Genomic DNA, 25261 nt, shown 5'->3' with positions numbered 1-25261 from the left:
CAGCCCAGCCGTCGCCTGGAGTGTGAAAAAGTGTGAGGCCGGGGGCTGCCGTTCAGTTTTTGACGGGCCGTGACTGCTCTGCGCCCGGCGAGGCTAACTGCTTGATGCTAGTCTGCTAGTACTGGCTCTAGATCAGTCCGGCAGTGGCACACGGGTGCTTGTTGGTCTCGTTTTTGGGAGTGATCGCCATGCATTGCCGAGGCTTGTGGAAACCGCTGGTGGCGTTATGTGTGCTGTTGAGTGTGTGGGCGTCCTCGGCGATGGCATGCGTGGGAGTGGTAACCGCCAGCTTCACGCCCTACTGGAGCCAGGTGGAAGCGGGGGCGCGGCAGGCCGGGGCCGAGAATCGGCTGGAAGTGCTTGTTCGTGGGCCCACCCATGAAGGCAGCGTGGAGACCCAGTTGGAAATGATTGACTGGGTACTGGCGCGCGGTTGCCGAACGCTGGTCATCGCACCCAGCGGTGAGGAGATCACGCGGCGGGTTAATCAGCTGTCAGCCAGCGGAATAACCACTATTTTTTTTGACCGCGACATGCCAGGTAGCGTGGCGCGCGGCCTCGTCGCGACCGATAACTACCGCGCCGGTGAGCAGGCTGGGCAATACCTGGTGCGCGCTCTGGGTGGGCGGGGCACCGTCGCGCTATTGCGTTTGCGCCCCGACGTGACGTCGACCACCGAGCGCGAGCGTGGCTTTCGCCAGGCCGCAGAGGCTGGGGGCTTGCAGGTGCTGCTGGATGTCTATGTAGGCGAAGACAGGCAGTTGGCCGTGCAGGCGCTGCAAGGGCAGGTCGATCAGTTGGATGGGCTGTTCACGCCGAACAGCACGAGTTCCCGTGCGGTATTGGCTGCGTTGCGGCGTTTGGGTAAAACCGGGCAGCTGCTGCATGTGGGCTTCGATGGCGACCCGTTATTGATCGAGGCGTTGCGGTCGGGGGAAATTCACAGCCTGTATATCCAGCAGGCCCATCTGCTGGGCTTCCGTGCCGTGCAGTTAGCCGCACGTGCTGCGCGTGGCGAGTTGCCGGCGGAGCGTGTGGTGGTCGCCCTGGACGCTGAGCGAATTGACCAGGGCAACTTGGCGCAGTGGGAGCAAACGCAGTTGCAGAACACGCTCTCCGGCCAGCCTTAAGCGGTTTTGTGAGGCCGCGAACTGGCTGTGATGTCGTGGCCTGCATATCATGAACCGGGTCTTGTCCTCGTTAGTCCGAGGTATTGCCATGCGGCTTATGTCCCTGCTTGGTGCTCTGTTGCTGCTCATCGGTTACTCCAGTCTGGCGCTGGCGGCGAAGTTGCAGCTGTATACCGAGGAATACCGCCCGCTGAGTTATTTCGACGATGGCAAGCTCACCGGCATGGCGGTTGAAGTCGTCGAGCAACTGATCCAGCGCACTGGGGCCTCTGCAAGCATTCAGGTGGTGCCCTGGACCCGGGGTTACCATCAGGTGCAGCGTGAGGTCAATACCGGCCTGTTCTCAATCGTCCGCACCGCACGACGAGAGTCCCTGTTCCAGTGGGTTGGCCCGATAGCCCTTGGGCATACCAGCTTTTATGCCCGGCGTGGTGCCGGGCTGAATGTGCGCTCGCTCAAAGATGTCGAGCGCTTCAGTACCGTTGCGGTTCCCAAGCAGTGGTACTCCTACGAGTACCTCAGTGATAAGGGGTTAAAAAACCTCTACGCGGTGCCGACGCCGCAGCACATGACCAAGATGTTCAAGCATGGCCGTATCGAATTGTTGGTGGCCAGCAGCCTGGCGATCGATGACATGCTGGCGGAGCAGGGCATGAGCGCCCGGGATGTGGAGCTGCAATTCACCCTGATGGGTACTAACTCCTACATCGCTTTTTCCAAAAATACCGACCCAGCGTTGGTGCAGCGTTGGCAGCAGGCGCTGGATCAATTGACCCGTGATGGCGGCCTGTTGCGCATCCATCGGCGTTGGTTTTCTGACCCTAACAGCATGCCGATACTGGCCCCGGCGCCTTGACGCAATTCGTTGGCACTGAGCTAGTCTGATTGCAGTGTCCGGAGATTCCATCTTGCTGAAACGATGTTGCCTGCTCAGTATCTGGCTGATGTGCTGCTTGTCCGGTTCGCTTCGTGCTGAGTTGCAGCTGCTGACCGAGGAGGCCCCACCCACCAGCTTCAGCCAGAATGGCGAGCTGCATGGCTTGGCGGTGGAAGTGGTGCGTGAGCTCATCAGGCGCACGGGCGATGAGGCGAGCATCCAGTTGCTGCCTTGGACACGTGCCTACCACCTGGCCCAGCAGCAGGCCGATACAGCGATTTTCTCCACCGTGCGCACCCCTGAACGGGAGGCCAAGTTTCAATGGGTGGGGCCCTTGTTGATCGGCACTACCAGTTTCTACTCGTTGAAGTCACGCAATCTGCAGTTCGATAACCTGCAGCAGGCGGCCGACAGTGGCCCTCTGGCTGTGCCGAAGCAGTGGTACACCTATGAGACGTTGGCGGCGCGAGGTTTCACGAACCTTTATGGGGTGACCAGTTCGAAGAGCATGGTGACCATGCTCAAACATGGCCGTGTGCAATTGATTGCCACCGAAGACCTGACGCTGGACGCTGAGCTGGCGCGCGGTGGGTTGCGCGCCGACCAAGTGCAAGCGCACCTGCCGTTTATGCGCTCGGCCTACTACATCGCCTTTTCCCCGCAAACGGATGTCGCGGTAGTGCAGCGCTGGCGTCGTGCACTGGATGGCATGCATCAGGATGGTAGTTTCACTGAGATTTTTCGCCGTTGGATGCCACACGCCCAACCGCCCACTGTGACTGAATAGCCCTGCCCCTACAGATCGACCATTTACGTATCGAGCATTGTTAATGCCCCGTCCTGTATCGCTGGATTTTTCGGCCCGTGCGCAGTTATTTGCCCACTTGGCCGCTATGGAAAAAGCTGGGGTGCCTGTGACGCAGGCATTGCTCAGCGTATCGCTACCGGGGGGCAGCAAGGCAGCGTTATCCAGCCTGCAGGCACAGATAGCCAGCGGCAGCGATATGGCCAGTGCCGGACTGCGCAGTGGCGTATTCACCCCGCTGGACAGCACCCTGCTGCGCGCCGCCCAGGCCAGCGGTTGTCTGGCTGCGGTTTATCAGCGACTGGCCGAGCGCTACAGCCACCGTGCGCAGCAGGGCGCGGCAGTAAAATCACGCTTGCTGTTGCCCGCCGCGGTGCTGGTGTTGGCGTTATTTATCCAGCCGCTGCCTGCATTGGTCGGTGGCCAGCTGAGTATTGCCGGGTATCTGTGGGGCGTACTCTGGCCGGTGCTGGCGCTGGGTACGCTCTATGCGCTGGGGCGTGGGCTTTATCGTCGGCGTGAGCGCGCGCCAGCGGCGACGGCTTCGCCGCTCGATGCCCTGCTGGTGGGCGTACCAGTCTTTGGCACGGCGCTGCTGCGGCGTAATCTGCGGGGCTTTTTCGAGAGCCTGGGGCTGATGCTGGAGGCCGGTATGCCCATGCTCGACGCCCTGCCCAAGGCCTGCGCGGTGATCCGCCATGCGCCACTGCGCAAGCGGTTCAGTGGTGTGCAGCTGGCTGTTCAGCGTGGTCAGAGCCTGGCGCAGGCGTTGGCCAGTCTGGACTTCCCCGGCCATGGCTTGGCTCTTGGCCTGATTCGTACGGGGGAGGCCAGTGGCACCTTGCCAGCCAGCCTGCTCAACTACGCCGGGGTGGAAACACAGAAACTGGATAGCCTGACCGAACAGCTGGCGACCTGGTTGCCGCGTGCGCTGTATGCCGGGGTGATGCTATGGATGGCCTATGGACTGCTGACTGGCGCAGGCTTTGGGCCGCGCTTACCGGCAGAATTAGGTTAGTGGCACGGTGGACTGAAAGGAGGGTGCAAGGTTACTGGTCGACTATGTAGTTTTACTACATGACGAGTTTTGTAGTTTTGCTACATAATCACTCGCTCAGAATTGACCATGAACGATGGTGCACCCCATGCAAAGAGCCTCGCATCACGACCTTCGCGCACAATTTCGTGCGCTTCTTGCTTCGAATAGCTGCTATCACACTGCTTCTGTGTTTGATCCTATGGCCGCTCGAATTGCCGCTGATCTTGGCTTTGAAGTCGGCATTTTGGGTGGTTCTGTAGCTTCACTACAAGTTCTGGCCGCACCGGATTTCGCCCTCATCACCCTTAGCGAATTTGTCGAGCAGGCCACGCGGATCGGCCGTGTCAGCCGCCTGCCGGTCATCGCCGATGCTGACCACGGCTATGGCAATGCGCTCAACGTAATGCGCACGGTGATGGAACTGGAGCGCGCGGGGATTGCTGCGCTGACCATCGAAGACACCCTGCTACCCGCGCAATTCGGCCGTAAGTCCACCGACCTGATCAGTATCTACGAAGGTGTCGGCAAGATCCGTGCGGCCCTGGAAGCGCGGGTTGATCCGGACCTGGCGATCATCGCTCGCACCCATGCCGGCGTGCTGGATGTCAGCGAAGTGATTCGTCGTACTCAGGCCTATCAGGCGGCCGGCGCTGATGCCATTTGCCTGGTTGGGGTCGAGGATTTTACTCACTTAGAGCAGATTGCTGCGCACCTCAGCGTTCCGTTGATGCTGGTGACTTACGGCAACCCGTCGTTGCGTGATAACGCGCGTCTGGCCAGCCTCGGTGTGCGCATCGTGGTCAACGGTCATGCCGCCTACTTCGCGGCGATCAAGGCCACTTACGACTGCCTGCGTGAGCAGCGTGGTGTTGATGCATGCGACCTCAACGCCACCGAGCTAACCCACAAATACACTCAGCCCGAGGACTACATTGTCTGGGCGCGCGAGTTTATGGAGGTCAAGGAGTAGGGCGACCGCGTGCGCTTGAGATTTGCCCTCAGACGGCGCATATCTAGAGGGATACACGGCGGAGGACAAGTGCGATGGCCGGTGGCTGGGCAAATGATGGTGCGGTACAGGAGCAGATCGACAGCAGCATCGAGGACGCCATTCAGCGCGCCCGCAGCCAGCTGCCGCGCGGCGAAAGCCTGAGCCATTGCGAGGAATGCGCCGCGGCCATTCCCGAGGCGCGGCGCAACGCCATCCCCGGTGTGCACCTGTGCGTGGCCTGCCAGACCGCGCATGACAAGGAACAGGCTCGATTCAGCGGCTATAACCGCCGGGGCAGCAAGGACAGCCAGCTGCGCTGAGGCGCACCGCAACGCCCATCGCCCGCGTAGCCAGCGTCAGGCGCGAATATCCACGCCGCCAGTCTGGCTCTGCATGATCGACATGGCCGACTGCAGCATCTTCAATGTTGATGCGTCGTTACGCGCCGTGGCGCCTTCAATGCCGGCGCGGGCGTTCTGGGTAAAGTCATAGCGCGTGCTGTCGTTTGCCGCGGGCAGCTCGCCTGTCAGACCGCCGGCTGCCGGTATTTTCATGCTCATAGCCATAAACGCGCGGCTGTCATCGAGAGACATCTGCCCGCTGCGGATTTGGCCGTTGGTCCAGTCGCGCAGATCCTGGCGGGTCATGCTGCTGAAGTCTGCGGGTGCGGTTTTCGGCGCGCTCGATGCGGTGCTGGCCAGCACCGCTGAGAAGGACGTATCAGTGCTTCGGTTCTGGTTGGCCGCTGACGCACGTTGGTTGGCCGCTGGGTGGGTGGCTCCTGCATCAATTCTCATGGCGGTTCCTTTCGACAGGCTAAATGAGCCTTGTGCCGAGCAAAACCTGCGCCAAATCGTTGCATCCGCCGGGCTGGGCGGCTTCTGCGGCGTACGAAGCCTGCCCAATCAGCGCGTTAGGCGGGCCGTTCGGCAACAGCTTGCCGGTAATCGGGCAACCTGTTGCCGGCAGCCAGGCCTCTGTCTGTGTCAGAACAGGAAATAACGCTGCGCCATTGGCAGTACATCCGCCGGCTCGCACCAGAGCAGCTGGCCATCGGCCTTGACCTGATAATTCTGTGGATCAACTTCGATGGTCGGCAGGTAATCGTTGTGGATCAGGTCGGTCTTTTGCACCTCGCGGCAGCCTTTGACCACACCGATCTTCTTCTTCAGCCCCAGTTGTTCGGGTACGCCGGCCTCGAACGCCGCCTGGCTGATAAAGGTGATGCTGGTGGCGTGGCGGCTGCCGCCGTAGCTGGCGAACATCGGCCGGTAGTGCACGGGTTGCGGCGTGGGGATCGAGGCATTGGCGTCGCCCATCAGGCTCGCGGCAATCGCCCCGCCTTTGAGAATCAGCGTCGGTTTAACGCCGAAGAACGCCGGGCGCCAGAGCACCAAATCCGCCCATTTGCCCACCTCGATCGAGCCCACTTCATGGCTGATGCCGTGGGTGATGGCCGGGTTGATGGTGTACTTGGCGATATAGCGTTTGACCCGGAAGTTGCTGTTGCCCGGGCCGTCGCCTTCCAGTGGGCCGCGTTGCTTATGCATCTTGTCGGCGGTCTGCCAGGTGCGGGTGATGACCTCGCCAACGCGGCCCATGGCCTGGCTGTCGGAGCTGATCATGCTGAAGGCGCCGAGGTCATGCAGGATGTCCTCGGCTGCAATGGTCTCGCGGCGAATACGGCTTTCGGCGAAGGCCACGTCCTCGGCGATGCTCGGGTCGAGGTGATGGCAGACCATCAGCATGTCCAGGTGCTCGTCGATGGTGTTGCGGGTAAACGGCCGGGTCGGGTTGGTCGAGCTGGGCAATACATTCGGGAAGCCGCAGGCCTTGATGATGTCCGGCGCATGGCCGCCGCCGGCACCCTCGGTGTGATAGGTGTGAATGGTGCGGCCCTTGAACGCGCCGAGGGTGGTCTCGACGAAGCCGGACTCGTTCAGCGTGTCGGTGTGGATGGCCACCTGGACGTCATATTCGTCAGCGACCGACAGGCAGTTGTCGATCGCCGCCGGGGTGGTGCCCCAGTCTTCATGAAGCTTGAGGCCGATAGCGCCGGCCTTGACCTGCTCAATCAACGGCTCGGGCAACGAGGCGTTGCCCTTGCCGGTAAAACCCAGGTTCATCGGGAAGGCGTCAGCGGCCTGGAGCATGCGCGCCATATGCCATGGGCCGGAGGTGCAGGTGGTGGCGTTGGTGCCGGTGGCCGGCCCGGTGCCGCCGCCAATCATGGTGGTCACGCCGCTCATCAACGCCTCTTCGATCTGCTGCGGGCAGATAAAGTGGATGTGGGTGTCGATGCCGCCGGCGGTGAGGATCATGCCTTCGCCGGCAATCACCTCGGTGCCGGCGCCGATGGCGATGGTCACGTCGGGTTGAATGTCCGGGTTGCCGGCCTTGCCGATGGCGGCAATGCGTCCGTCCTTGAGGCCGACGTCGGCTTTAACGATGCCCCAGTGATCGATGATCAGCGCATTGGTGATCAGCGTGTCGACCACATCGGCGGCGCACAGCTGCCCCTGGCCCATACCATCGCGGATCACCTTGCCGCCGCCGAATTTCACTTCTTCACCGTAGGTGGTGAAGTCCTTCTCGACCTCGATCCACAGCTCGGTATCGGCCAGGCGCACCTTGTCGCCGACGGTGGGGCCGAACATATCGGCGTAGGCTTGGCGGGAGATTTTCATGCTGTGGGTCCTGTCCTTAGGGTGGACAACGCGAAGCTAGTCCACCGTGAGTCTGCTGGGGTGGAAAAGCCTTTGGCGTTTTCCACCCTACGAAAATCGTGGATTAGAGGTCGCCCATCACCCGACCGGCAAAGCCGAACACGCGGCGATGGCCAGCCAGATCGACCAGTTCCACATCGCGGCTCTGCCCCGGTTCGAAACGCACCGCAGTGCCGGCCGGAATATTCAGGCGCATACCGCGCGCGGCGCTGCGGTCAAAGGTCAGCGCGTCATTGGTTTCGAAGAAGTGGTAGTGCGAGCCGACCTGGATGGGCCGGTCGCCGCTGTTGGCCACGCTCAGGCTGATCGTGCGACGGCCGGCATTAAGCTCGATTTCGCCGTCCTGAATCTGGTATTCGCCGGGGATCATCGCTGCTTCACTCCAGGGTCAATTGCATAAAGGTGAGGTCCAGCCAGCGGCCGAACTTGCGGCCGACCTGCGGCATCTGGCCGGTGGTGACAAAGCCGAGGCGCTCGTGCAGGCGAATCGAGGCGCTGTTGCCGCTCTCGATGGCGGCGACCATCACGTGCAGGTCGGCAGCTTGCGCGCGTTCGATCAAGGCGCGCATCAGCAAGGGGCCGAGGCCCTGACCGCGTTGGTCGCTGCGCACATACACCGAGTGCTCCACGGTATGGCGAAAGCCTTCGATGGCGCGCCAGGTGCCGTAGCTGGCATAGCCGAGCACCTCGCCCGCGTCGCTGTGAGCCACCAACACCGGAAAGCCGGCCGCTGTGCGTTCATTCAGCCAAACCTGGCGGTTGCCCAGGTCGACCAGAGTTTCGTTCCAGATCGCCGTGGTCTGCTGCACGGCATCGTTGTAGATGGCCAGGATGGCGGGCAAGTCGGCGTTAGTAGCGTCTTGGATAATCATGTGTTTTCCAGGAATCCATTCAAGGTCGTAGCGAGCGCAGCTCAGGCAAGGCGCAAGTTGGCGAGGATGCGCAGTTGACGCCTGTCAATGAGCAATCCGAGCCAACTTGCAACGCAGCATGGGCAAGCGCAGTAGACATTGGATGGGTTCCTTAGGCGATCGGTTGGTGGACGGTTACTAACTTGGTGCCGTCGGGGAAGGTGGCTTCCACCTGAATCTCCGGAATCATCTCCGCGATGCCTTCCATCACCTGATCACGGCTCAGCAGAGTGGTGCCGTAGTGCATCAACTCGGCCACGGTTTGGCCGTCGCGCGCGCCTTCCAGCAGCGCGGCGGAGATGTAGGCCATGGCTTCCGGGTAGTTGAGCTTTACCCCACGGGCCAGGCGCCGCTCGGCCACCAGGCCGGCGGTGAAGATCAGCAGTTTGTCTTTTTCTCTCGGTGTCAGGTCCATCAGGTACTCCAGATACGTGGGGGCACTGCGGTGCGGCCGAGCAGGGCCGGGCGCAACAGCTGCCAGAGGGCAATCAGCCAGGCGCGCGCGTGCAAGGCTTCGTCGGCCAGGCAGCGGGCCACCAGCAGGCCGGGTAATTGGGTCAGGTCGCCGCGCACCGGTGTGCTCAGGTTGCGGCAGTGCTCCAACAGGTCGCTGTCGATTTCACCGCTGATCAGCAGGGTGGCGAACACCGGTTTGCCCGCCAGGCCGATGGGCGAGTCGAGTAGGCCATCGCCGCCGACCACGCGCTGGCGTTCGTGCCAGAGCAACTGGCCGTCGCGACGGATATTCAGCTGCGCTTGGAAGTGGCCGGTATCGAAGCGTTCACCGCTGGCCGGGCGGCCGAGGGCAACAATGTCCCAGTAGAGCAGCTTGGCATCGCCGAACAGGTCGATCTCGGTGGTCAGTTCCGCCTGCGCGGCAGCGTAGACGATGGTTTCCTGCGGCAGCCATTCCAGGGTGGCGCCGGCTTCCACGCGCAGTTTCAGGCTCTGGTAAGCCGGGCCAGCGGCGCGGTACCACTTGGCTGCGCCGGGGCTGGTCAATTGCGCCCAAGCGTTGCTGCCGACCGTGGCCGAAATGTCCAGGCGATCACCGCCCGCGATGCCGCCGGGCGGGTGGACGATGATGTGTTGGCAAACCTCAGGCCCTTCGGCGTATAGGTGCTTCTGCACCCGCAGCGGGCCTTTATGGCGGCGGAAGGTCGGCCGCGTGCAGTCGCCATCGCGGCCATAGCCCAGCTCCAGCTCGGCGTGCCAGCTGGGCGTGAAGACGGCGGCGGGAGCGTTCATGCGCTCACCCGGTTGCGCCGTTGACGCCAGGCGTGCACGGCGGAGTAAACACACAGCAGAACCAGGCCCAAGCTGACCGCCAACCACCATTGCAAGTGCATGCCGTAGTAGGGCGGGGCATGCAGCGCGCCTTGCAGCCAGAACAGCGCCAGACCGATGGCCAGCAGGCAGGCGCACAGCGCACGGCCCCAGGAGCGGCAGTAGGAGCGCGGACGCAGTAGCGCCAGCAGCAGGCCGCATTCGGCCAAGGCGATGGCGCAGAAAATCAGCACTGGTTTCAGCGGGTAGGGGAGTTCGCTGCCGGCGGGCAGAGCGCGCAGCATCCAGTAGTCCGGCTGGCTGCCGGCCCAGATCAGCAGGGCGATACCCGTCAGTGCGGTGAGCGGGAGCAGAGCGTGACGCAGGGCAAACATCGGGGCCTCGAATCCGTGGGCGAAAGCCTGATTATGCGCAAAGTAAAGGGCCAGCGTCGCCATTCAGATTGCGACCAGTCCGCGCACGCCGTCGGCTTCCATGGTTTCGCCACGGCCCTGCTGGACGATTTCGCCACGGCTCATCACCAGGTACTGATCGGCCAGTTCGGCGGCAAAGTCATAGAACTGCTCGACCAGCAGGATGGCCATGTCACCGCGTTCGGCGAGCTTTTTGATCACCACGCCGATCTCCTTGATCACTGAGGGCTGGATGCCTTCGGTGGGTTCATCGAGGATCAGCAGGCGTGGCTTGCTCGCCAGCGCGCGGCCGATGGCCAGCTGTTGCTGCTGGCCGCCGGAAAGGTCGCCGCCGCGGCGTTGCTTCATCTCACGCAGCACTGGAAAAAGCTCGTAGATAAATTCCGGCACCACTTTGGCGTCACTGCCGGGAAAGCGTGACAGGCCCATCAGCAGGTTTTCTTCCACGGTCAAGCGGCCGAAGATTTCCCGGCCCTGGGGCACGTAGGCAATGCCGGCGTGCACGCGCTGGTGCGGCTTGAAGGCGGTGATGGGCTGGCCTTCCCACTTCACCGCGCCTTCTTTAGCCGGGATCAGGCCCATCAGGCATTTCAGCAGGGTGGTCTTGCCCACGCCGTTACGGCCGAGCAGGCAGGTGACTTCGCCGACCTTGGCTTCGAACGACAGGCCACGAAGGATATGGCTGCCGCCGTAGTACTGATGCAATTGCTCAACTTGCAGCATGTTCAGACTCTCAATTCTGTGGAGTTTGGAAGGTCGTCATCGCGGCATTAGCGGCCCAGATAAACCTCGATCACCCGCTCATCGTTCTGTACCTGCTCCAGCGAGCCTTCGGCCAGCACGCTGCCCTGGTGCAGCACCGTGACGTGGTCGGCGATGGAGCCGACAAAGCCCATATCGTGCTCCACCACCATCAGCGAGTGTTTGCGCGCCAGCGACTTGAACAGCTCGGCGGTGAACTCGGTTTCGGCGTCGGTCATGCCCGCCACCGGTTCATCGAGCAGCAACAGTTGCGGGTCCTGTACCAGCAGCATGCCGATCTCCAGAAACTGCTTCTGTCCGTGCGACAGCAGGCCGGCCGGGCGCTGGCGCGAAGCGTCGAGCTTGATGGTCTGCAGCACCTCGTCGATGCGGTCTTTCTGCTCGCCAGTCAATTTGGCACGCAGGCTCGCCCACACCGACTTGTTGGTTTTCTGCGCCAGTTCGAGGTTCTCGAACACGCTCAGCGCCTCGAACACCGTCGGCTTCTGGAACTTGCGGCCGATACCGGACTGGGCGATTTCGACTTCGCTCATCTGGGTCAGGTCGAGGGTTTCGCCAAAGTAGGCGACGCCGTTGTCCGGGCGGGTCTTGCCGGTGATCACGTCCATCATGGTGGTCTTGCCGGCACCGTTGGGGCCGATGATGCAGCGCAGTTCACCGACACCGATGTACAGCGTCAGGTTGGTCAGTGCCTTGAAACCATCGAAGCTGACGTTGATGTCTTCCAGGGTCAGGATGGTGCCGTGGCGCACATTCAGACCCTTGGTGGCCAGGGCGCTGGCACCGATTGGGTCACGGCCGCTGCCGGACGGGTCATAGGCAGGTTCGAGCATAAATTCGGGGACCGGAGTGGCGCGCATTATTGCTCTCCCTTTTTACGCAGCAGGCCAATCACGCCTTTGGGTAAGAACAGCGTCACGACGATAAACAGAAAGCCCAGGGCGAACAGCCAGTACTCGGGGAAGGCCACGGTGAACCAGCTCTTCATGCCGTTGACCAAGCCGGCACCGAGCAGCGGACCGATCAGCGTGCCGCGCCCACCGAGGGCGACCCAGACGGCCGCTTCGATGGAGTTGGTCGGCGACATTTCGCTGGGGTTGATGATGCCCACTTGCGGTACATACAACGCGCCGGCCAGGCCGCAGAGCACGGCGCTGAGCACCCAGATAAACAGTTTGTAGCCGCGTGGGTCGTAGCCGCAGAACATCAGGCGGTTCTCGGCATCGCGCAGTGCAGTCAGTACCCGGCCGAACTTGCTGCGCGCCAGCGTCCAGCCCAGATACAAGCTGGCCACGAGTAGAACGACGGTGGCGAGGAACAGCACTGCGCGGGTATGAGCCGAGGTGATGTCGAAGCCGAGGATGGTGCGGAAGTTGGTAAAGCCGTTGTTGCCGCCAAAGCCGGTTTCGTTGCGAAAGAACAGCAACATGCCCGCAAAGGTCAGCGCCTGGGTCATGATCGAGAAGTACACGCCTTTGATCCGCGAGCGGAAGGCGAAGAAACCGAACACCAGCGCGAGCAAACCCGGCGCCAACACCACCAGGCACAGGGCCCAGAGGAAGTTGCTGGTGCCGTACCAGTACCAGGGCAACTCGGTCCAGGCGAGGAAGCTCATAAAGGCCGGCAGGCCATCGCCGGCGGCTTCGCGCATCAGGTACATGCCCATGGCGTAACCGCCGAGGGCGAAGAACAGGCCGTGGCCGAGCGACAGCAGGCCGGCGTAACCCCAGACCAGATCGAGCGCCAGGGCGACGATGCAGTAGCAGAGGATTTTGCCGACCAGGGTCAGGCTGTAGGCCGAGACATGCAGGGCGTTGTCCGCCGGCAGCAGGTGCAGCAACGGCATGGCCAGCAGCACGGCGAGTACCAGCAGGCCGATGGCCATGGAGGCTTGCGGGCCGAGTTTGGCACTGGCGCGCGCCAGCAACGTTTGATTCATGGGCATAGTCATCAGTCGATCACCCGTCCTTTCAAAGCAAACAGACCTTGCGGGCGTTTCTGAATAAACAGAATGATCAGCGCGAGGATTAGGATCTTGCCAAGTACGGCACCGATCTGCGGTTCGAGAATCTTGTTGGCGATGCCCAGCCCGAAGGCCGCCATCACGCTACCGGCGAGCTGGCCGACGCCGCCGAGTACCACCACCAGGAACGAGTCGATGATGTAGCTCTGGCCCAGGTCCGGGCCGACGTTGCCGATCTGGCTCAGGGCCACACCGCCGAGGCCGGCGATACCGGAGCCCAAACCGAACGCCAGCATGTCCACCCGGCCGGTCGGCACGCCGCAGCAGGCCGCCATATTGCGGTTCTGGGTGACGGCACGCACGTTAAGACCGAGGCGGGTCTTGTTCAGCAGCAGCCAGGTCAGCACCACCACAAACAGGGCGAAGCCGATGATCACGATGCGGTTGTACGGCAGCACCAGATTTGGCAACACCTGAATGCCGCCGGACAGCCAGTAGGGATTGGCCACTTCAACGTTCTGCGCGCCGAAGATCACCCGCACCAGCTGGATCAGAATCAGGCTGATGCCCCAGGTGGCCAGCAGGGTTTCCAGCGGGCGACCGTAGAGGTGGCGAATCACCGTGCGTTCTAGCGCCATGCCGATAGCGGCGGTGACGAAGAACGCCACCGGCAGCGCCACCAGCGGGTAGAGCGCCAGGGCTTCCGGGGCGAAACGTTGGAACAGCACCTGCACCATGTAGGTGGAGTAGGCGCCGAGCATCAGCATCTCGCCGTGGGCCATGTTGATCACGCCGAGCAGGCCGAAGGTGATGGCCAGGCCGAGTGCGGCCAGCAGCAGAATCGAGCCGAGCGACAGGCCGCTAAACGCCTGGCCGAGCAGCTCTCCGATCAGCAGCTTGCGTTTGACCTGGGCCAGGCTGGTTTCGGCGGCGGTGCGTACCGTCGGGTCACTTTCCACGGCCGGGTCGAGTAGGGTTTCCAGGCGGGTGCGAGCCAGCGGGTCGCCGGTTTCACCGAGCAGGCGCACGGCAGCCAGGCGCACGGCCAGGTCGCTGTCGACCAGTTGCAGGTTGGCCAGGGCCAGGGTCAGGGCATCGCGCACCGCATCATCGGTTTCGCTGGCGACCTGGGCGTTAAGCAGTTGCAGCTGCGCCGGCTTGGCGCTCTTCTGCAGTTGCTGGGCGGCGGCCAGGCGCAGCGCCGGGTCATCAACCAGCAGCTGGTGGCTGGCCACCGCAGTGGCGATCAGGCCGCGCAGGCGGTTGTTCAGGCGCAGCTTCTTTGGCGTGTCGAGGGGCTGTGCTTCACCTTCGGCGGCCTGGTAGTTGCCGGCGGTTTCGATAAAGGCGGTTTTGGCGCTGTCAGCAGCGACGCGGCCTTGTTGCAGGGCTTCGAGCAGCGGCAGGCGCGCAGCTTCGGGCGCGGCGGACCAGCGTTCGAGCAGGCTGGCCTGCTTGGCCGGGTTGGCGGTGACGAAGTCCTGGGCGTCACCGGCGTGCGCGGCCAGGGGCAGCAGCAACAGCAGGCTCAGCAGAATTCGGGTAACGGCAGTGGGCATAGGGCAGTCCTTTGGGAGTACCAGCCGCCGCGTGGGCGCGGCGGCTAGTCAGCCTTGGCCCGGATGCGATCCGGGCAGGGCGTTCCCGGATGTCATCCGGGCTTACTGGCAGGTGCTTAGTTCGACTTGACCGCGTAATCCGGCTTCTTGTCGTTGCCTTCGATGAACGGGCTCCATGGCTGGGCGCGGACCGGGCTGCTGGTTTCCCAGACCACGGAGAACTGCCCGTCTTCCTGGATTTCACCGATCATCACTGGCTTGTGCAGGTGGTGGTTGGTCTTGTCCATGGTCAGGGTGTAGCCGCTTGGTGCAGCGAAGGTCTGGCCGTAGAGCGCTTCACGGACCTTGTCGACTTCGGTGGTGCCGGCTTTCTCGACCGCTTGCGCCCACATATTGATGCCGACATAGGTGGCTTCCATTGGGTCGTTGGTCACGGCCTTGTCGGCGCCTGGCAGGTTCTTGGCTTTGGCGTAGGCCTTCCACTTGTTGACGAACTCGGTGTTGACCGGGTTTTCCACCGACTGGAAGTAGTTCCACGCGGCCAGGTGGCCGACCAGTGGCTTGGTGTCGATGCCACGCAGTTCTTCTTCACCCACGGAGAAGGCCACCACCGGCACGTCGGTGGCTTCCAGGCCCTGGTTGGCCAGTTCCTTGTAGAACGGCACGTTGGAGTCGCCGTTGACGGTGGAGATCACCGCAGTCTTGCCGCCGGCGGAGAACTTCTTGATGTTGGCGACGATGGTTTGATAGTCGCTGTGACCGAACGGGGTGTAGACCTCTTCGATGTCTTTCTCGGCCACGCCCTTGCTGATCAGGAAGGCGCGCAAGATCTTGTTGGTGGTGCGCGGGTAGACGTAGTCGGTGCCGAGCAGGAAGTAGCGCTTGGCGGCGCCGCCGTCTTCGCTCATCAGGTACTCGACCGCTGGAATAGCCTGCTGGTTTGGCGCGGCACCGGTGTAGAAGACGTTCGGCGACATTTCCTCGCCTTCGTATTGCACAGGGTAGAACAGCAGGCCGTTGAGCTCTTCAAATACTGGCAGCACGGATTTGCGCGACACCGAAGTCCAGCAGCCGAACACCACGTCGACTTTGTCCTGGGTCAGCAGCTGGCGGCCTTTCTCGGCGAACAGCGGCCAGTTCGACGCCGGATCAACAACCACGGCTTCCAGTTGCTTACCGTTGACGCCGCCCTTGGCGTTGATCTCGTCGATGGTCATCAACGCCATGTCTTTCAGCGACGTTTCCGAAATGGCCATGGTGCCGGACAACGAGTGCAGGATGCCGACCTTGATGGTCTCGGCGGCTTGCACGGTCCAGGTCATGCCCATGGCGGCGATGGACGCGGTGAGGGTAAAGGCCTTGATCAGGTTGCGACGTTGCATGGTGCGATCTCCATTCACGAACTTAAGTGTTTGAGCTGCTGGTTTTTAGTTGTTTGTCTGGCAGTTGAAACAGGGCAGGGCCCTGGGTCTTCACTTCAGGTCTTCACCTCTGGTGCCGGCATGGTGCGCTGACGCGCGCTGTGCAGCATGTGCAGGGTGATCTTGCGCACTTCGGCCTTGCTGACCTCTATATGGGTCTTGAGCAATAGCTGTGCCTCTTCGCATCGTCGCGACAAAATTGCCGCGAGAATTTCGCCATGTTCGTCATAAGTGGCCGCCACGCGCGGGCTCTGGGTGAAGTCCAAGCGCCTGATAATGCGGATCTTCTCGCTCACCTCGGCGTGCAGGCGGGCCATCTCGCGGTTGCCGGCAGCTTCCAGCAACTGGCAGTGAAATCGCTCATCCAGGCGCGAGACTTCGCGGCCGTCCTGTAAACGCTGTTCGGGTTGCACCAGCCAGGTGCGTTGATGTTGCACCAGTGCGTCGCTGTGCTCGTCTTGGGGGCGTTCGCACAACCGCCGCACGGCTTCCAGTTCGAGGACGATGCGCACCTCGTACAGCTCCTCGAAATGCGCGAAGTCGAACGGCATCACCTGCCAGCCGCTGCGGAAGTACACCTGCAGGTAGCCTTCGCGCTGCAGGCGGTACAGCGCCTGGCGCACCGGGGTGCGGCTGGCGGCCACGCGCTCGGCGATCTCGCCTTCGGAGAAGCGATCACCGGGCAGCAGGCGGAACTCGAAGATGTCGTCCTTGAGCTGCAGGTAGATGCGCTCGGCGAGGTTGTCCGGGCGTTTCTTACCGCTGTTGGCGGCGCCGCTCAGTTGCATGGCGTCAGCCCTGCTGCTGGCTGGTGATAAACGCGCGCCAGCCACCGAAGCTGGTGATATCGCGCGCGCCATCTAGCGCATAGGGTTCGCAGATAAAGCCTTTGACCCAGCGACCATCGGCCAGCTGCAGATTGCCGATACCCAGTGGCGCGGGAATCTCTGCGACGAATTCGCCGAAGCGGGCCTGAGGGATATCCCACAGCTCGACAATGATTGCCGCACCATCGGCTGCCACCCGCGCCAGCCCCGGTTTCGGCGGCACAGTGCCGGGCAGGGCATACAGGCGATACGTGGCAGCGCTGGTGGTTTGCTCGACCAGCACGGCGTCGCGGCTGGTGAGTTGGAAGTTCAGCGGCATACCGGTCAGGTGTGCGCCTACTACGGCGACGCGCACGCTGCCGGGGGCTGGCGTGCTGCTTGGCGCCTGCTCGGGCAATGCTTTACCCGTGGCGCCCAGCGGCAGCTTGAGCGCTTGCTGCCAGCGTTGACCGAAGGCAGCCAGGGCCTGGTCGTGCCAGGCTGGAGCGATCAGGGTGATACCGGCGGGCATACCGTCGGCACGCATACCGGCGGGTATCGCCAGGGCCGACAGGTCGGCGAGGTTGGTGAAGTTGGTGTAGGTGCCGAACTGGCTATTAAACAGCACCGGCTCTGCGTCCATCTCGGCCAGGCTGCGAAGGGTCGGCGAGGTTGGTACAACCAGGGCATCGAAGCCGGCCAGCACGTCATTGATCGTCCGGCTCAGTGCGGCGCGAGTGTATTCGGCCTTGTAGGCATCGCAGGCGCTGTATTTATGGCCGTTTTCGACGATACCGCGCACCACCGGGTTGATATGTGCCGGTTCGACGCCTTCGAGCGCCACAGTGCGTTCGGCGACCCAACTGCCGTAATACAGCTGCTCGGCCAGTTGCTGGAAGGGCGTGAAATCGATTTCCACCAGATCAGCGCCCAGTTCGCGCAACTTGCCCAAGGCCTGCTCAAACACCGCTTGGTTCTGCCTATCGCCAAAGAACTCGGGGTTGCTTGGCACTGCCAGGCGCGGCTTGGCCGGCATGCCGACCTTGGCGCTATTGGGGTTCTTGCGGCTGTAGGGATCGGCAGCGTCATAGCCGCCGGCGATCTGCGCCACGCTCAGTGCATCGCTGACGCTCAGGGTAAACACCGAGATGCAATCAAGCGTTTTGCAGGCCGGCACCAGGCCGCTATTGGACAGCCAGCCCTTGCTCGGCTTGAGCCCGACGATGTTGTTGAAGCCCGCTGGAACACGGCCGGAGCCGGCGGTGTCGGTGCCCAGCGAGAAGGGTACCAAGCCGCGCGCCACCACGCTGGCTGAGCCGGAACTGGAGCCGCCGCTGACGTAGTCCGGATTAAAGCTGTTGCGCACCGCGCCATAGGGCGAACGGGTGCCGACCAGGCCGGTGGCGAACTGGTCGAGGTTGGTTTTGCCGATCAGGATGGCCCCGGCGGCGCGCAGCTTGGCCACCACCGTGGCGTCGACTGCCGCGGTGTAGGCGAACGCCGGGCAGGCAGCGGTGGTGGGCCAGCCGGCAGCGTCGATATTGTCTTTGATGGCGAAGGGCACGCCGTACAGCGGCAGCTTGCTCAGCTCGCCGTTGGCGGCGTCGAGTAGCGCTGACAATCCATCGAGTTGGGCATCGAGCTGCGCTTCGCTGGCCAGGGTGATCCAGGCATTGTCCTCTGTGCTCAGCTTGAGGCGCAGGCTATGCAGCAGCTCGGCGGGTGATTGGCCGTCGCGGTAGGTCTGTTGCCAGTCGGTGAGGGTGAGGACGATCGGGGCGTTGGACATGCGCTGATATTCCATCTTGTATCCAAGTGATGGAGTGATCAGAGCAAGCCCGGTGCCAGGTTTGCTAAGTTGATCTATTTCAATGAGTTAGCCGCATATTGCGGCTTTTCAGAGGGCGGCGCAGAACGGTCGGTGCACCGCAGCGGGGCCGATTGCCAGCTTGTGGTGCAGCCCGAAGCGCATCCGGGCGGGGTCAGAGGGCGAGGTAGTTCTTCACCCCGGTAAAGATGATCTGCGCGGCCAGGGCGCAGACAAACAGACCCATCAGGCGGCTGACGATCTGCAGACCTTGATCGCCGAGCAGGCGCTCGAACTGGTTGGACATATACAGCACCACGCCCACCGTGAGGCTTGCCAGGGCGATGCCCAGCACGGCCACGGCTTTATCGCCCCAATCCGGTTGGCTAGCACCCATCAGCAGCAGCGCACCGATGGTGCCGGGGCCGACGGTGAGCGGGATGGTCAGCGGCACGATGGTTACATCCTGCTGCACGTTATCGCTCTGCACTGCCGACTTGCCCTGGGCCATGCCGAGGGCCGAGATAAACAGCACGCTGCCAGCGCCGATGCGGAAGGCGTCGATGGTGATGCCGAACAGGGTGAAGATGTGTTTACCGAACAGGTACAGCAGCACGCTGGCGATCAGCACGCCGAGGGCGACTTTCCAGGCCAGGCGCTTGCGTTCCTTGACCGTATAGCCACGGCTCAGGCCGATAAAACACGACAGCACGAAGAACGGGCTATAGAGCACCAGCAGTTTCAAATACAGGCTGAACAGCGCGGACGCCATGGAAAGGACTCGTCTCGATAAATAAGGGTGGCAGGGTAAGCGTGTAGCGGTTGCCGGGCAATCAACGCTGCTCAGGAAGGCAGGGCGTCGCGTTGGCGGCGGATTTCCCGTTCGGCGACCCAGTGTTCGATTAGCTCGCGTAGTTGCGACATTTCCACCGGCTTGGACATATGCCCGTCCATGCCAACCTGACGGGCGCGTTCTTTATGTTCGTTGAGGATGTGTGCGGTGAGCGCCACCACCGGGGTGCGTGTGCGCCGTTCGGCGGCTTCCCAGGCGCGCAGCTGCTCGGTGGCGGAGAAACCGTCGAGTACCGGCATCTCACAATCCATCAGCACCAGGTCGTACTGCTTAGTTTTCATCGCGCTGAGGGCTTCTTCGCCGTTGCTGGCAGTGTCGGGCTGCAGGTTGAGCTTGCCGAGCATGCCGCGGATCACCTTGGTGGAGATGGTGTTGTCCTCAGCCACCAGAATGCGGAAGTCATTGGGCACGTTCAGCGGCGCGCTAACCGGCGTTGGACTGAACATCGGCGAATCGCCCTTGCCGCGTTGCGCCAGTTCATCGGCCAGGGTGGTTTTCAGGGTATAGCCAGCCACCGGCTTGGCCAGGATGCGTTTGATCCCGGCGTTGCGCGCGATGATCTTGCTCGGCGCATTGCTGATGCCGGTGAGCATGATCACCAGAATGTCGTGATTGAGGTTGGCGTCTTCCTTGATTCGCGCGGCCAGCTGCATACCGGTCATGCCGGGCATGTCCTGATCGAGCAGCACCGCATCGAAGTATTCACGCAGATGCGCCTTGGTCCGCAGCAGGGCCATGGCCTCCTTGCCTGACGGCACGGCGCTGACCTGCATGCCCCAGGCGCTGCATTGCTGCACCAGGACCTTGCGGCAGGTGTCGTTGTCGTCCACCACCAGCAGGCGCGCGCCTTGCAGCGAGGCATCGAGGTCGGCGGTGGGTTGTTCCAGTCGCGTTGCGTCCAACGGCAGGGTTAGCCACAGGGTCGAGCCCTGGCTGCCGCCGCTCTGGATGCCGAATTCGCCTTCCATCAAGCGCACCAGCTGGCGGGCGATGATCAGGCCGAGGCGGCCGCCGATTTTGGTGGCGGCAAGGAAGTCCTTGCTGTGCAGTTCGGCGTTCAGCAGCGCGTCGCGCTCGCTGGCATCCAGCGGTTTGCCACTGTCCTGTACGGCAATGCGCAGACGCGGTTGCTCGCTGTTGGTGTCGAGTGCGACCACCAGAAGGATTTCACCTTCGTCGGTCTGTTTGAAGGCGTTGTCCAGCAGGCTCAGCAGGGTCTGGCGCAGACGCGTGGGGTCGCCGCTTATCACCCGTGGCACTTGCGGCTGCATAAAGCTGATCAGCTCGACCTTCTGCTGTTCGGCCTTGGCGCGGAAGATATCCAGGCAGTCTTCGATCAGCGCGTTGAGGTCGAACTGCACGTCATCCAGCTCGATCTGCCCGGATTCGAGCTTGGAGATATCGAGGATTTCGTTGATCAGGGTGAGCAGCTCGTTGCCCGAGCTGTGGATGGTTTGTACGTAGTCGCGCTGCTTGGCGGACAGTGGTGTGCCGAGCAATAGCTCGGTCATGCCCAGCACGCCATTCATCGGCGTGCGGATTTCGTGGCTGATCTTGGCGAGAAATTCCGCCTTGGCTTTCAATTCGGCGGAGCTGGCGGCGAGGGCGCGGCTGGTGCTGAACTGGTCCTGCATGATGCGTCGCTGTCGCTCACTCAAGGCCATGCTGAGGATAAAACCGCTGACGGCGGTGGTGGCGAGCAGGCCGTAAGCGATCCACTCACTCTGTACCGCCCAGTAGCCGAACAGGATAGGCAGGGCGCAGATAAAGGCTGCACAAAAAAGTAGCACTGCCAGGCTGAACAGCCGTGCCGGCTGGTAGCCATGCCGCCAGTGCGTCAATGCAACCATGAGGATGCTCAGTCCTGCGACGGCATTGAGCAGGTAGACCAGCTGATTGAACTGCAAATTGGTTGCCACCAGCAGGGCCACGCAGACCAGGCTGATCACCACCACTTCGCCGGTGAGCAGGTGGTTGAGCGGCGTGCTCGGGCAGACCTTGTGGAAAAAACTGGCGGTAAAACACAGGGCGCAGAGTGCGGCCAACAGCATCGATAGATTGGCAATCTGCGGTTGCAGGCTTTGCCATTCGCTGAGCCAGGGCGTGCTGATCCCCAGCAGGCTGACCACCGCCACCAGCTGGCAGACCTGGGTGGCCGCCAACCACAGGCCGCTCACGGCTCGCGTATAGGCAAAGCGCACAAGGTTATAGGCCACCAGCATGCCGAGGCAGCCGAGCAGCAAGCCAAACATCAGTGGGCGGTTGTCATCGGCGACCATCGCCTGCGCACTTTGCAGGGTAATGCTGGGGCGCAGCGAATGTTCCGAGGCCAGGCGCAGGTAGATATCCAGTGGCTGCTCAGCACTTGGCAGCGGCAAGAGGAAGTCACGGCTGGCCAGGGGGCGGCTGGAAAATGGCAGGTTGCTACCGGTGTGCGCCTGCTCGATCAGCGTATCGCCCTGCAGCACGTACAGGTCGAGATAGGCCAGATAAGGCGCGAACACCCGCAGCATCTGCGCATCAGTGTTGGCTGGCATGCGGTGATGCAGCCACAGCGCACTGTTGCCGCCAGGGGTGTAAAGCTGGGTGAGGTCGGTTGAGCGGAACTGCGCCTGGCGCTCGGGGCTGCGTACATCATTGAATTGCAGCTCAGCGCTCGGGTCGGTGAGGCTTGACCAGGATGCCTGCGCATCTGCCTGAGCTGACGCTACAGTAAGCGCCATCAGCAGCGTGCTGAGTAGCAGGTAGGTGGCAATCCTCAGCCGGCGCACAGTGAAGTCCCTTCAAAAATAAGTGCTTGGATTATAGCCAAGCTGTTCGCGAGGGAAATATGACAAAGGTGGCCAATTGGCCACCTTTGTCGTGTTTTACCCTTTATTTACCTTCATTTTTCCCCGCGTTCGCGGGCGATGGCGCGGTAACCGATGTCGTTGCGGTAGAAACTGCCGTTCCAGCGGATTTTCTCAGCCAGGCGGTAGGCCTGCTGCTGAGCTTCTTCAACCGTACGACCGATGGCGGTGGCGCAGAGTACGCGGCCACCTGCGGTGACGATCTGGCCGTCCTTCAGAGCGGTGCCCGCATGGAACACTTTGCCTTCCAATTGCGCGGCAGCATCCAGACCTTCGATCACATCGCCCTTGGCGTAATCGGCCGGGTAGCCGCCCGCAGCGATTACCACGCCGACGGTCGGACGTGGATCCCAGGTGGCTTCGACCTTGTCCAGCGCCTTGGCCAGTGCGGCTTTGACCAGCAGAACCAGAGAGCTTTCCAGGCGGCACATGATCGGCTGGGTTTCTGGGTCGCCGAAGCGGCAGTTGAACTCAATAACCTTGGGCTTGCCGGCCTTGTCGATCATCAGTCCTGCGTAGAGGAAACCGGTGTAGACGTTGCCTTCTGCCGCCATACCGCGCACGGTCGGGTAGATCACTTCGTCCATCACGCGTTGGTGCACGTCTGCGGTGACCACCGGAGCTGGCGAATAAGCGCCCATGCCGCCGGTATTCGGGCCGGTGTCGCCGTCGCCAACGCGCTTGTGGTCCTGGCTGGTGGCCATCGGCAGCACGTTCTCGCCGTCGACCATGACGATAAAGCTTGCTTCTTCGCCGTCGAGGAACTCTTCGATCACTACACGCGAACCGGCGTCGCCGAAGGCATTGCCCGCGAGCATATCGCGCACGGCGTCTTCGGCTTCCTGCAGGGTCATGGCGACGATCACGCCCTTGCCTGCGGCCAGGCCGTCGGCCTTGATCACGATCGGCGCGCCGACTTTTTGCAGGTAGGCCAGGGCCGGCTCGACTTCGGTGAAGTTCTGGTAGTCGGCTGTTGGGATGTTCTGGCGTGCGAGGAAATCCTTGGTAAAGGCCTTGGAGCCTTCCAGCTGCGCAGCGGCGGCGGTGGGGCCGAAGATATCCAGCTTGCGCGAACGGAACAGATCAACCACGCCTTTAACCAGCGGCGCTTCCGGGCCGACGATGGTCAGCTGCACATTCTTTTCGGCGAAGTCAGCCAGCTGCTCGATGGCCAGCACGTCGATGGTGACGTTCTCGCACTTGGGCTCAACGGCGGTGCCGGCGTTGCCCGGGGCGACGAAGACTTTCTCGACGCGCTTGTCTTGCGCCACTTTCCAGGCCAGGGCGTGTTCGCGACCGCCGCTACCGATGATCAATACGTTCATGTTGCTCTCCCAGTGGAGGCGGGCGTTGAGCCCGTTCGGTGGATAAGCAAAGCGTTATCCACCCTACGAAATGGGTGCTGCGTAGGGTGGTTGGCCGCAGCCATCCACCGCTCCATCAATCAGTGACGGAAATGACGCATGCCGGTGAACACCATGGCAATCCCGGCTTCGTCGGCAGCCGCAATTACTTCGTTGTCGCGCATCGAGCCGCCCGGCTGGATCACCGCAGTAATGCCATTGGCAGCAGCGTTGTCCAAACCGTCGCGGAACGGGAAGAAGGCGTCGGAGGCCATCACCGAGCCGGCAACCTGCAGGCCGGCGTGCTCGGCCTTGATGGCGGCGATACGCGCGGAGTTGACGCGGCTCATCTGGCCGGCGCCAACACCGATGGTCTGGCGGCCTTTGGCGTAGACGATGGCGTTGGATTTGACGAACTTGGCCACTTTCCAGGCGAAGATCAGGTCATGGATTTCCTGCTCGCTCGGTGCACGCTGAGTAACGATTTTCAGGTCTTCGGCCTTGATCATGCCGATGTCGCGGCTCTGCACCAGCAGGCCACCGTTGACGCGTTTGAAGTCCCAGCCAGCGCTGCGCTCGGCCGGCCATTCACCGCATTCGAGCAGGCGTACGTTGGCTTTGGCGGCAACAATGGCGCGGGCTTCTGCGCTGATTTTCGGCGCGATGATCACTTCGACAAACTGGCGCTCGACGATCGCTTGAGCGGTGGCGCCGTCCAGTTCGCGGTTGAAGGCGATGATGCCGCCAAACGCGGATTCGGTATCAGTGGCGTATGCCAGCTCGTAGGCCTGGCGGATGCCGCCTTCACTGTCCAGGGCCACGGCCACGCCGCACGGGTTGGCGTGCTTGACGATCACGCAGGCCGGTTTGACGAAGCTCTTCACGCATTCCAGCGCGGCGTCGGTGTCGGCCACGTTGTTGAACGACAGTTCCTTGCCTTGCAGCTGGATGGCCGTAGCGACGCTGGCTTCACCTTTCTGTGCTTCCACGTAGAACGCCGCGCTCTGGTGCGGGTTCTCGCCGTAGCGCATTTCCTGGGCCTTGATGAACTGGCTGTTGAAGGTGCGTGGGAATGAACCGCGCTCTTCGGTGGAAAGGGTGTCGCGGCTCTGGTCGATGGTACCCAGGTAGTTGGCGATCATGCCGTCGTAGGCGGCGGTGTGCTCGAAGGCTTTCAGCGCCAGGTCGAAGCGCTGGGCGTAGCTCAGGCCACCGGCTTTCAGCGACTCGATGATGCTGGCGTAGTCGCTGGCGCTGACCACGATAGCCACGTCTTTGTGGTTCTTCGCTGCAGAACGCACCATGGTCGGGCCGCCGATGTCGATGTTCTCGATGGCGTCAGCCAGGTCACAGCCGGGCTTGGCCACGGTGGCCGCGAAGGGGTAGAGGTTGACCGCGACCAGGTCGATTGGCTTGATGCCGTGCTCGTCCATTACCGCGCCGTCGAGGGCGCGACGGCCGAGGATGCCGCCGTGGATCTTCGGGTGCAGGGTCTTGACGCGACCGTCCATCATTTCCGGGAAGCCGGTGTAGTCGGCGACTTCCACAGCAGCGATGCCGTTGTCCTTGAGCAGCTTGTAAGTGCCGCCGGTGGAGAGGATTTCCACATTCAGGGCGACGAGCTCGCGGGCAAACTCGAGGATGCCGGTCTTGTCGGAAACACTGATCAAGGCGCGGCGAACGGGGAGGCGGGTGGTCTGGTCGGTCATTTCAGAATCC

General features: G+C 62.4%; 24 protein-coding genes. 6 read left to right on the top strand and 18 right to left on the bottom strand.

Annotation, left to right across the window (positions count from 1 at the left end; translation table 11 throughout):
- Nucleotides 1–188 precede the first annotated feature (188 nt).
- From ALTER154_RS05900 to ALTER154_RS05875, 6 genes are all read left to right on the top strand, one after another.
- Nucleotides 189–1130, top strand: coding sequence for a substrate-binding domain-containing protein (locus ALTER154_RS05900; protein ID WP_160085643.1), 942 nt, complete (start codon nt 189–191; stop codon nt 1128–1130).
- An 88-nt stretch (nt 1131–1218) separates the two neighbouring features.
- A complete protein-coding gene (locus tag ALTER154_RS05895) occupies nt 1219–1986 on the top strand; it encodes an ABC transporter substrate-binding protein (protein WP_160085642.1) in 768 nt (255 codons plus the stop codon).
- Between the two features lie 52 nt (nt 1987–2038).
- A complete protein-coding gene (locus tag ALTER154_RS05890) occupies nt 2039–2794 on the top strand; it encodes a substrate-binding periplasmic protein (RefSeq protein WP_372239916.1) in 756 nt (251 codons plus the stop codon).
- A gap of 43 nt (nt 2795–2837) precedes the next feature.
- Nucleotides 2838–3830: a type II secretion system F family protein gene (locus tag ALTER154_RS05885; RefSeq protein WP_160085641.1), complete on the top strand. Its 993-nt coding sequence runs from the start codon at nt 2838–2840 to the stop codon at nt 3828–3830.
- Between the two features lie 127 nt (nt 3831–3957).
- On the top strand, nt 3958–4821 hold the full coding sequence (locus ALTER154_RS05880) for an oxaloacetate decarboxylase (protein WP_160085640.1): 864 nt from the start codon (nt 3958–3960) through the stop codon (nt 4819–4821).
- 74 nt (nt 4822–4895) lie between these two features.
- Complete coding sequence (locus tag ALTER154_RS05875) at nt 4896–5162, top strand: DksA/TraR family C4-type zinc finger protein (RefSeq protein ID WP_160085639.1); 267 nt, start codon at nt 4896–4898, stop codon at nt 5160–5162.
- Between the two features lie 36 nt (nt 5163–5198).
- Here ALTER154_RS05875 and ALTER154_RS05870 read toward each other — a convergent pair whose 3' ends face one another.
- The 18 genes from ALTER154_RS05870 to purH form a co-directional block, all read right to left on the bottom strand.
- Nucleotides 5199–5639 carry a hypothetical protein gene (locus tag ALTER154_RS05870; RefSeq protein WP_160085638.1) on the bottom strand — a complete coding sequence of 147 codons (441 nt, stop codon included), beginning with the start codon at nt 5637–5639 and terminating at the stop codon, nt 5199–5201.
- 189 nt (nt 5640–5828) lie between these two features.
- The gene (gene ureC, locus ALTER154_RS05865) at nt 5829–7529 is read right to left on the bottom strand and encodes an urease subunit alpha (RefSeq protein ID WP_160085637.1); all 1701 of its coding nucleotides are present in this window, start codon (nt 7527–7529) and stop codon (nt 5829–5831) included.
- A 103-nt stretch (nt 7530–7632) separates the two neighbouring features.
- On the bottom strand, nt 7633–7938 hold the full coding sequence (locus ALTER154_RS05860) for an urease subunit beta (RefSeq protein WP_090249604.1): 306 nt from the start codon (nt 7936–7938) through the stop codon (nt 7633–7635).
- A 7-nt stretch (nt 7939–7945) separates the two neighbouring features.
- The gene (locus tag ALTER154_RS05855; protein ID WP_160085636.1) at nt 7946–8440 is read right to left on the bottom strand and encodes a GNAT family N-acetyltransferase; all 495 of its coding nucleotides are present in this window, start codon (nt 8438–8440) and stop codon (nt 7946–7948) included.
- Between the two features lie 151 nt (nt 8441–8591).
- Nucleotides 8592–8894: an urease subunit gamma gene (ureA, locus tag ALTER154_RS05850; RefSeq protein WP_003317023.1), complete on the bottom strand. Its 303-nt coding sequence runs from the start codon at nt 8892–8894 to the stop codon at nt 8592–8594.
- Nucleotides 8894–9727, bottom strand: coding sequence for an urease accessory protein UreD (locus ALTER154_RS05845; protein ID WP_160085635.1), 834 nt, complete (start codon nt 9725–9727; stop codon nt 8894–8896). Before ALTER154_RS05845 ends, ureA begins: the two co-directional genes overlap by 1 nt.
- Complete coding sequence (locus ALTER154_RS05840; protein ID WP_160085634.1) at nt 9724–10140, bottom strand: hypothetical protein; 417 nt, start codon at nt 10138–10140, stop codon at nt 9724–9726. The genes ALTER154_RS05845 and ALTER154_RS05840 overlap by 4 nt, the downstream gene beginning before the upstream one ends.
- Before the next feature lie 63 nt (nt 10141–10203).
- A complete protein-coding gene (gene urtE, locus ALTER154_RS05835; RefSeq protein ID WP_160085633.1) occupies nt 10204–10902 on the bottom strand; it encodes an urea ABC transporter ATP-binding subunit UrtE in 699 nt (232 codons plus the stop codon).
- A 47-nt stretch (nt 10903–10949) separates the two neighbouring features.
- Nucleotides 10950–11801, bottom strand: a complete 852-nt coding sequence (gene urtD, locus ALTER154_RS05830; RefSeq protein WP_160085632.1) for an urea ABC transporter ATP-binding protein UrtD — start codon at nt 11799–11801, stop codon at nt 10950–10952.
- A complete protein-coding gene (gene urtC, locus ALTER154_RS05825; protein WP_178126327.1) occupies nt 11801–12892 on the bottom strand; it encodes an urea ABC transporter permease subunit UrtC in 1092 nt (363 codons plus the stop codon). The genes urtD and urtC overlap by 1 nt, the downstream gene beginning before the upstream one ends.
- Nucleotides 12892–14463, bottom strand: a complete 1572-nt coding sequence (gene urtB, locus ALTER154_RS05820; protein ID WP_160085630.1) for an urea ABC transporter permease subunit UrtB — start codon at nt 14461–14463, stop codon at nt 12892–12894. Before urtB ends, urtC begins: the two co-directional genes overlap by 1 nt.
- 116 nt (nt 14464–14579) lie before the next feature.
- Nucleotides 14580–15845 (bottom strand): urea ABC transporter substrate-binding protein, encoded by a 1266-nt coding sequence (gene urtA, locus ALTER154_RS05815; protein WP_160085629.1) that lies wholly within the window; start codon nt 15843–15845, stop codon nt 14580–14582.
- Between the two features lie 95 nt (nt 15846–15940).
- Complete coding sequence (locus ALTER154_RS05810) at nt 15941–16672, bottom strand: GntR family transcriptional regulator (RefSeq protein ID WP_160085628.1); 732 nt, start codon at nt 16670–16672, stop codon at nt 15941–15943.
- Between the two features lie 4 nt (nt 16673–16676).
- Nucleotides 16677–18479, bottom strand: a complete 1803-nt coding sequence (gene atzF, locus ALTER154_RS05805; RefSeq protein ID WP_178126326.1) for an allophanate hydrolase — start codon at nt 18477–18479, stop codon at nt 16677–16679.
- 193 nt (nt 18480–18672) lie between these two features.
- Nucleotides 18673–19269 carry a MarC family protein gene (locus tag ALTER154_RS05800; RefSeq protein ID WP_090249576.1) on the bottom strand — a complete coding sequence of 199 codons (597 nt, stop codon included), beginning with the start codon at nt 19267–19269 and terminating at the stop codon, nt 18673–18675.
- 71 nt (nt 19270–19340) lie between these two features.
- Nucleotides 19341–22121 (bottom strand): hybrid sensor histidine kinase/response regulator, encoded by a 2781-nt coding sequence (locus ALTER154_RS05795; protein ID WP_218585077.1) that lies wholly within the window; start codon nt 22119–22121, stop codon nt 19341–19343.
- Between the two features lie 113 nt (nt 22122–22234).
- Nucleotides 22235–23524 (bottom strand): phosphoribosylamine--glycine ligase, encoded by a 1290-nt coding sequence (purD, locus tag ALTER154_RS05790; RefSeq protein ID WP_160085626.1) that lies wholly within the window; start codon nt 23522–23524, stop codon nt 22235–22237.
- 119 nt (nt 23525–23643) lie between these two features.
- A complete protein-coding gene (purH, locus tag ALTER154_RS05785) occupies nt 23644–25251 on the bottom strand; it encodes a bifunctional phosphoribosylaminoimidazolecarboxamide formyltransferase/IMP cyclohydrolase (protein WP_160085625.1) in 1608 nt (535 codons plus the stop codon).
- Nucleotides 25252–25261 lie beyond the last annotated feature (10 nt).

Origin of the sequence: Pseudomonas sp. 9AZ (assembly GCF_902506525.1) — a bacterium.
GTDB classification, from domain to species: Bacteria; Pseudomonadota; Gammaproteobacteria; order Pseudomonadales; family Pseudomonadaceae; genus Aquipseudomonas; species Aquipseudomonas peli.
Note: the sequence above shows the minus strand (reverse complement) of the source record. Positions and strands in the feature narration are given on the sequence as shown.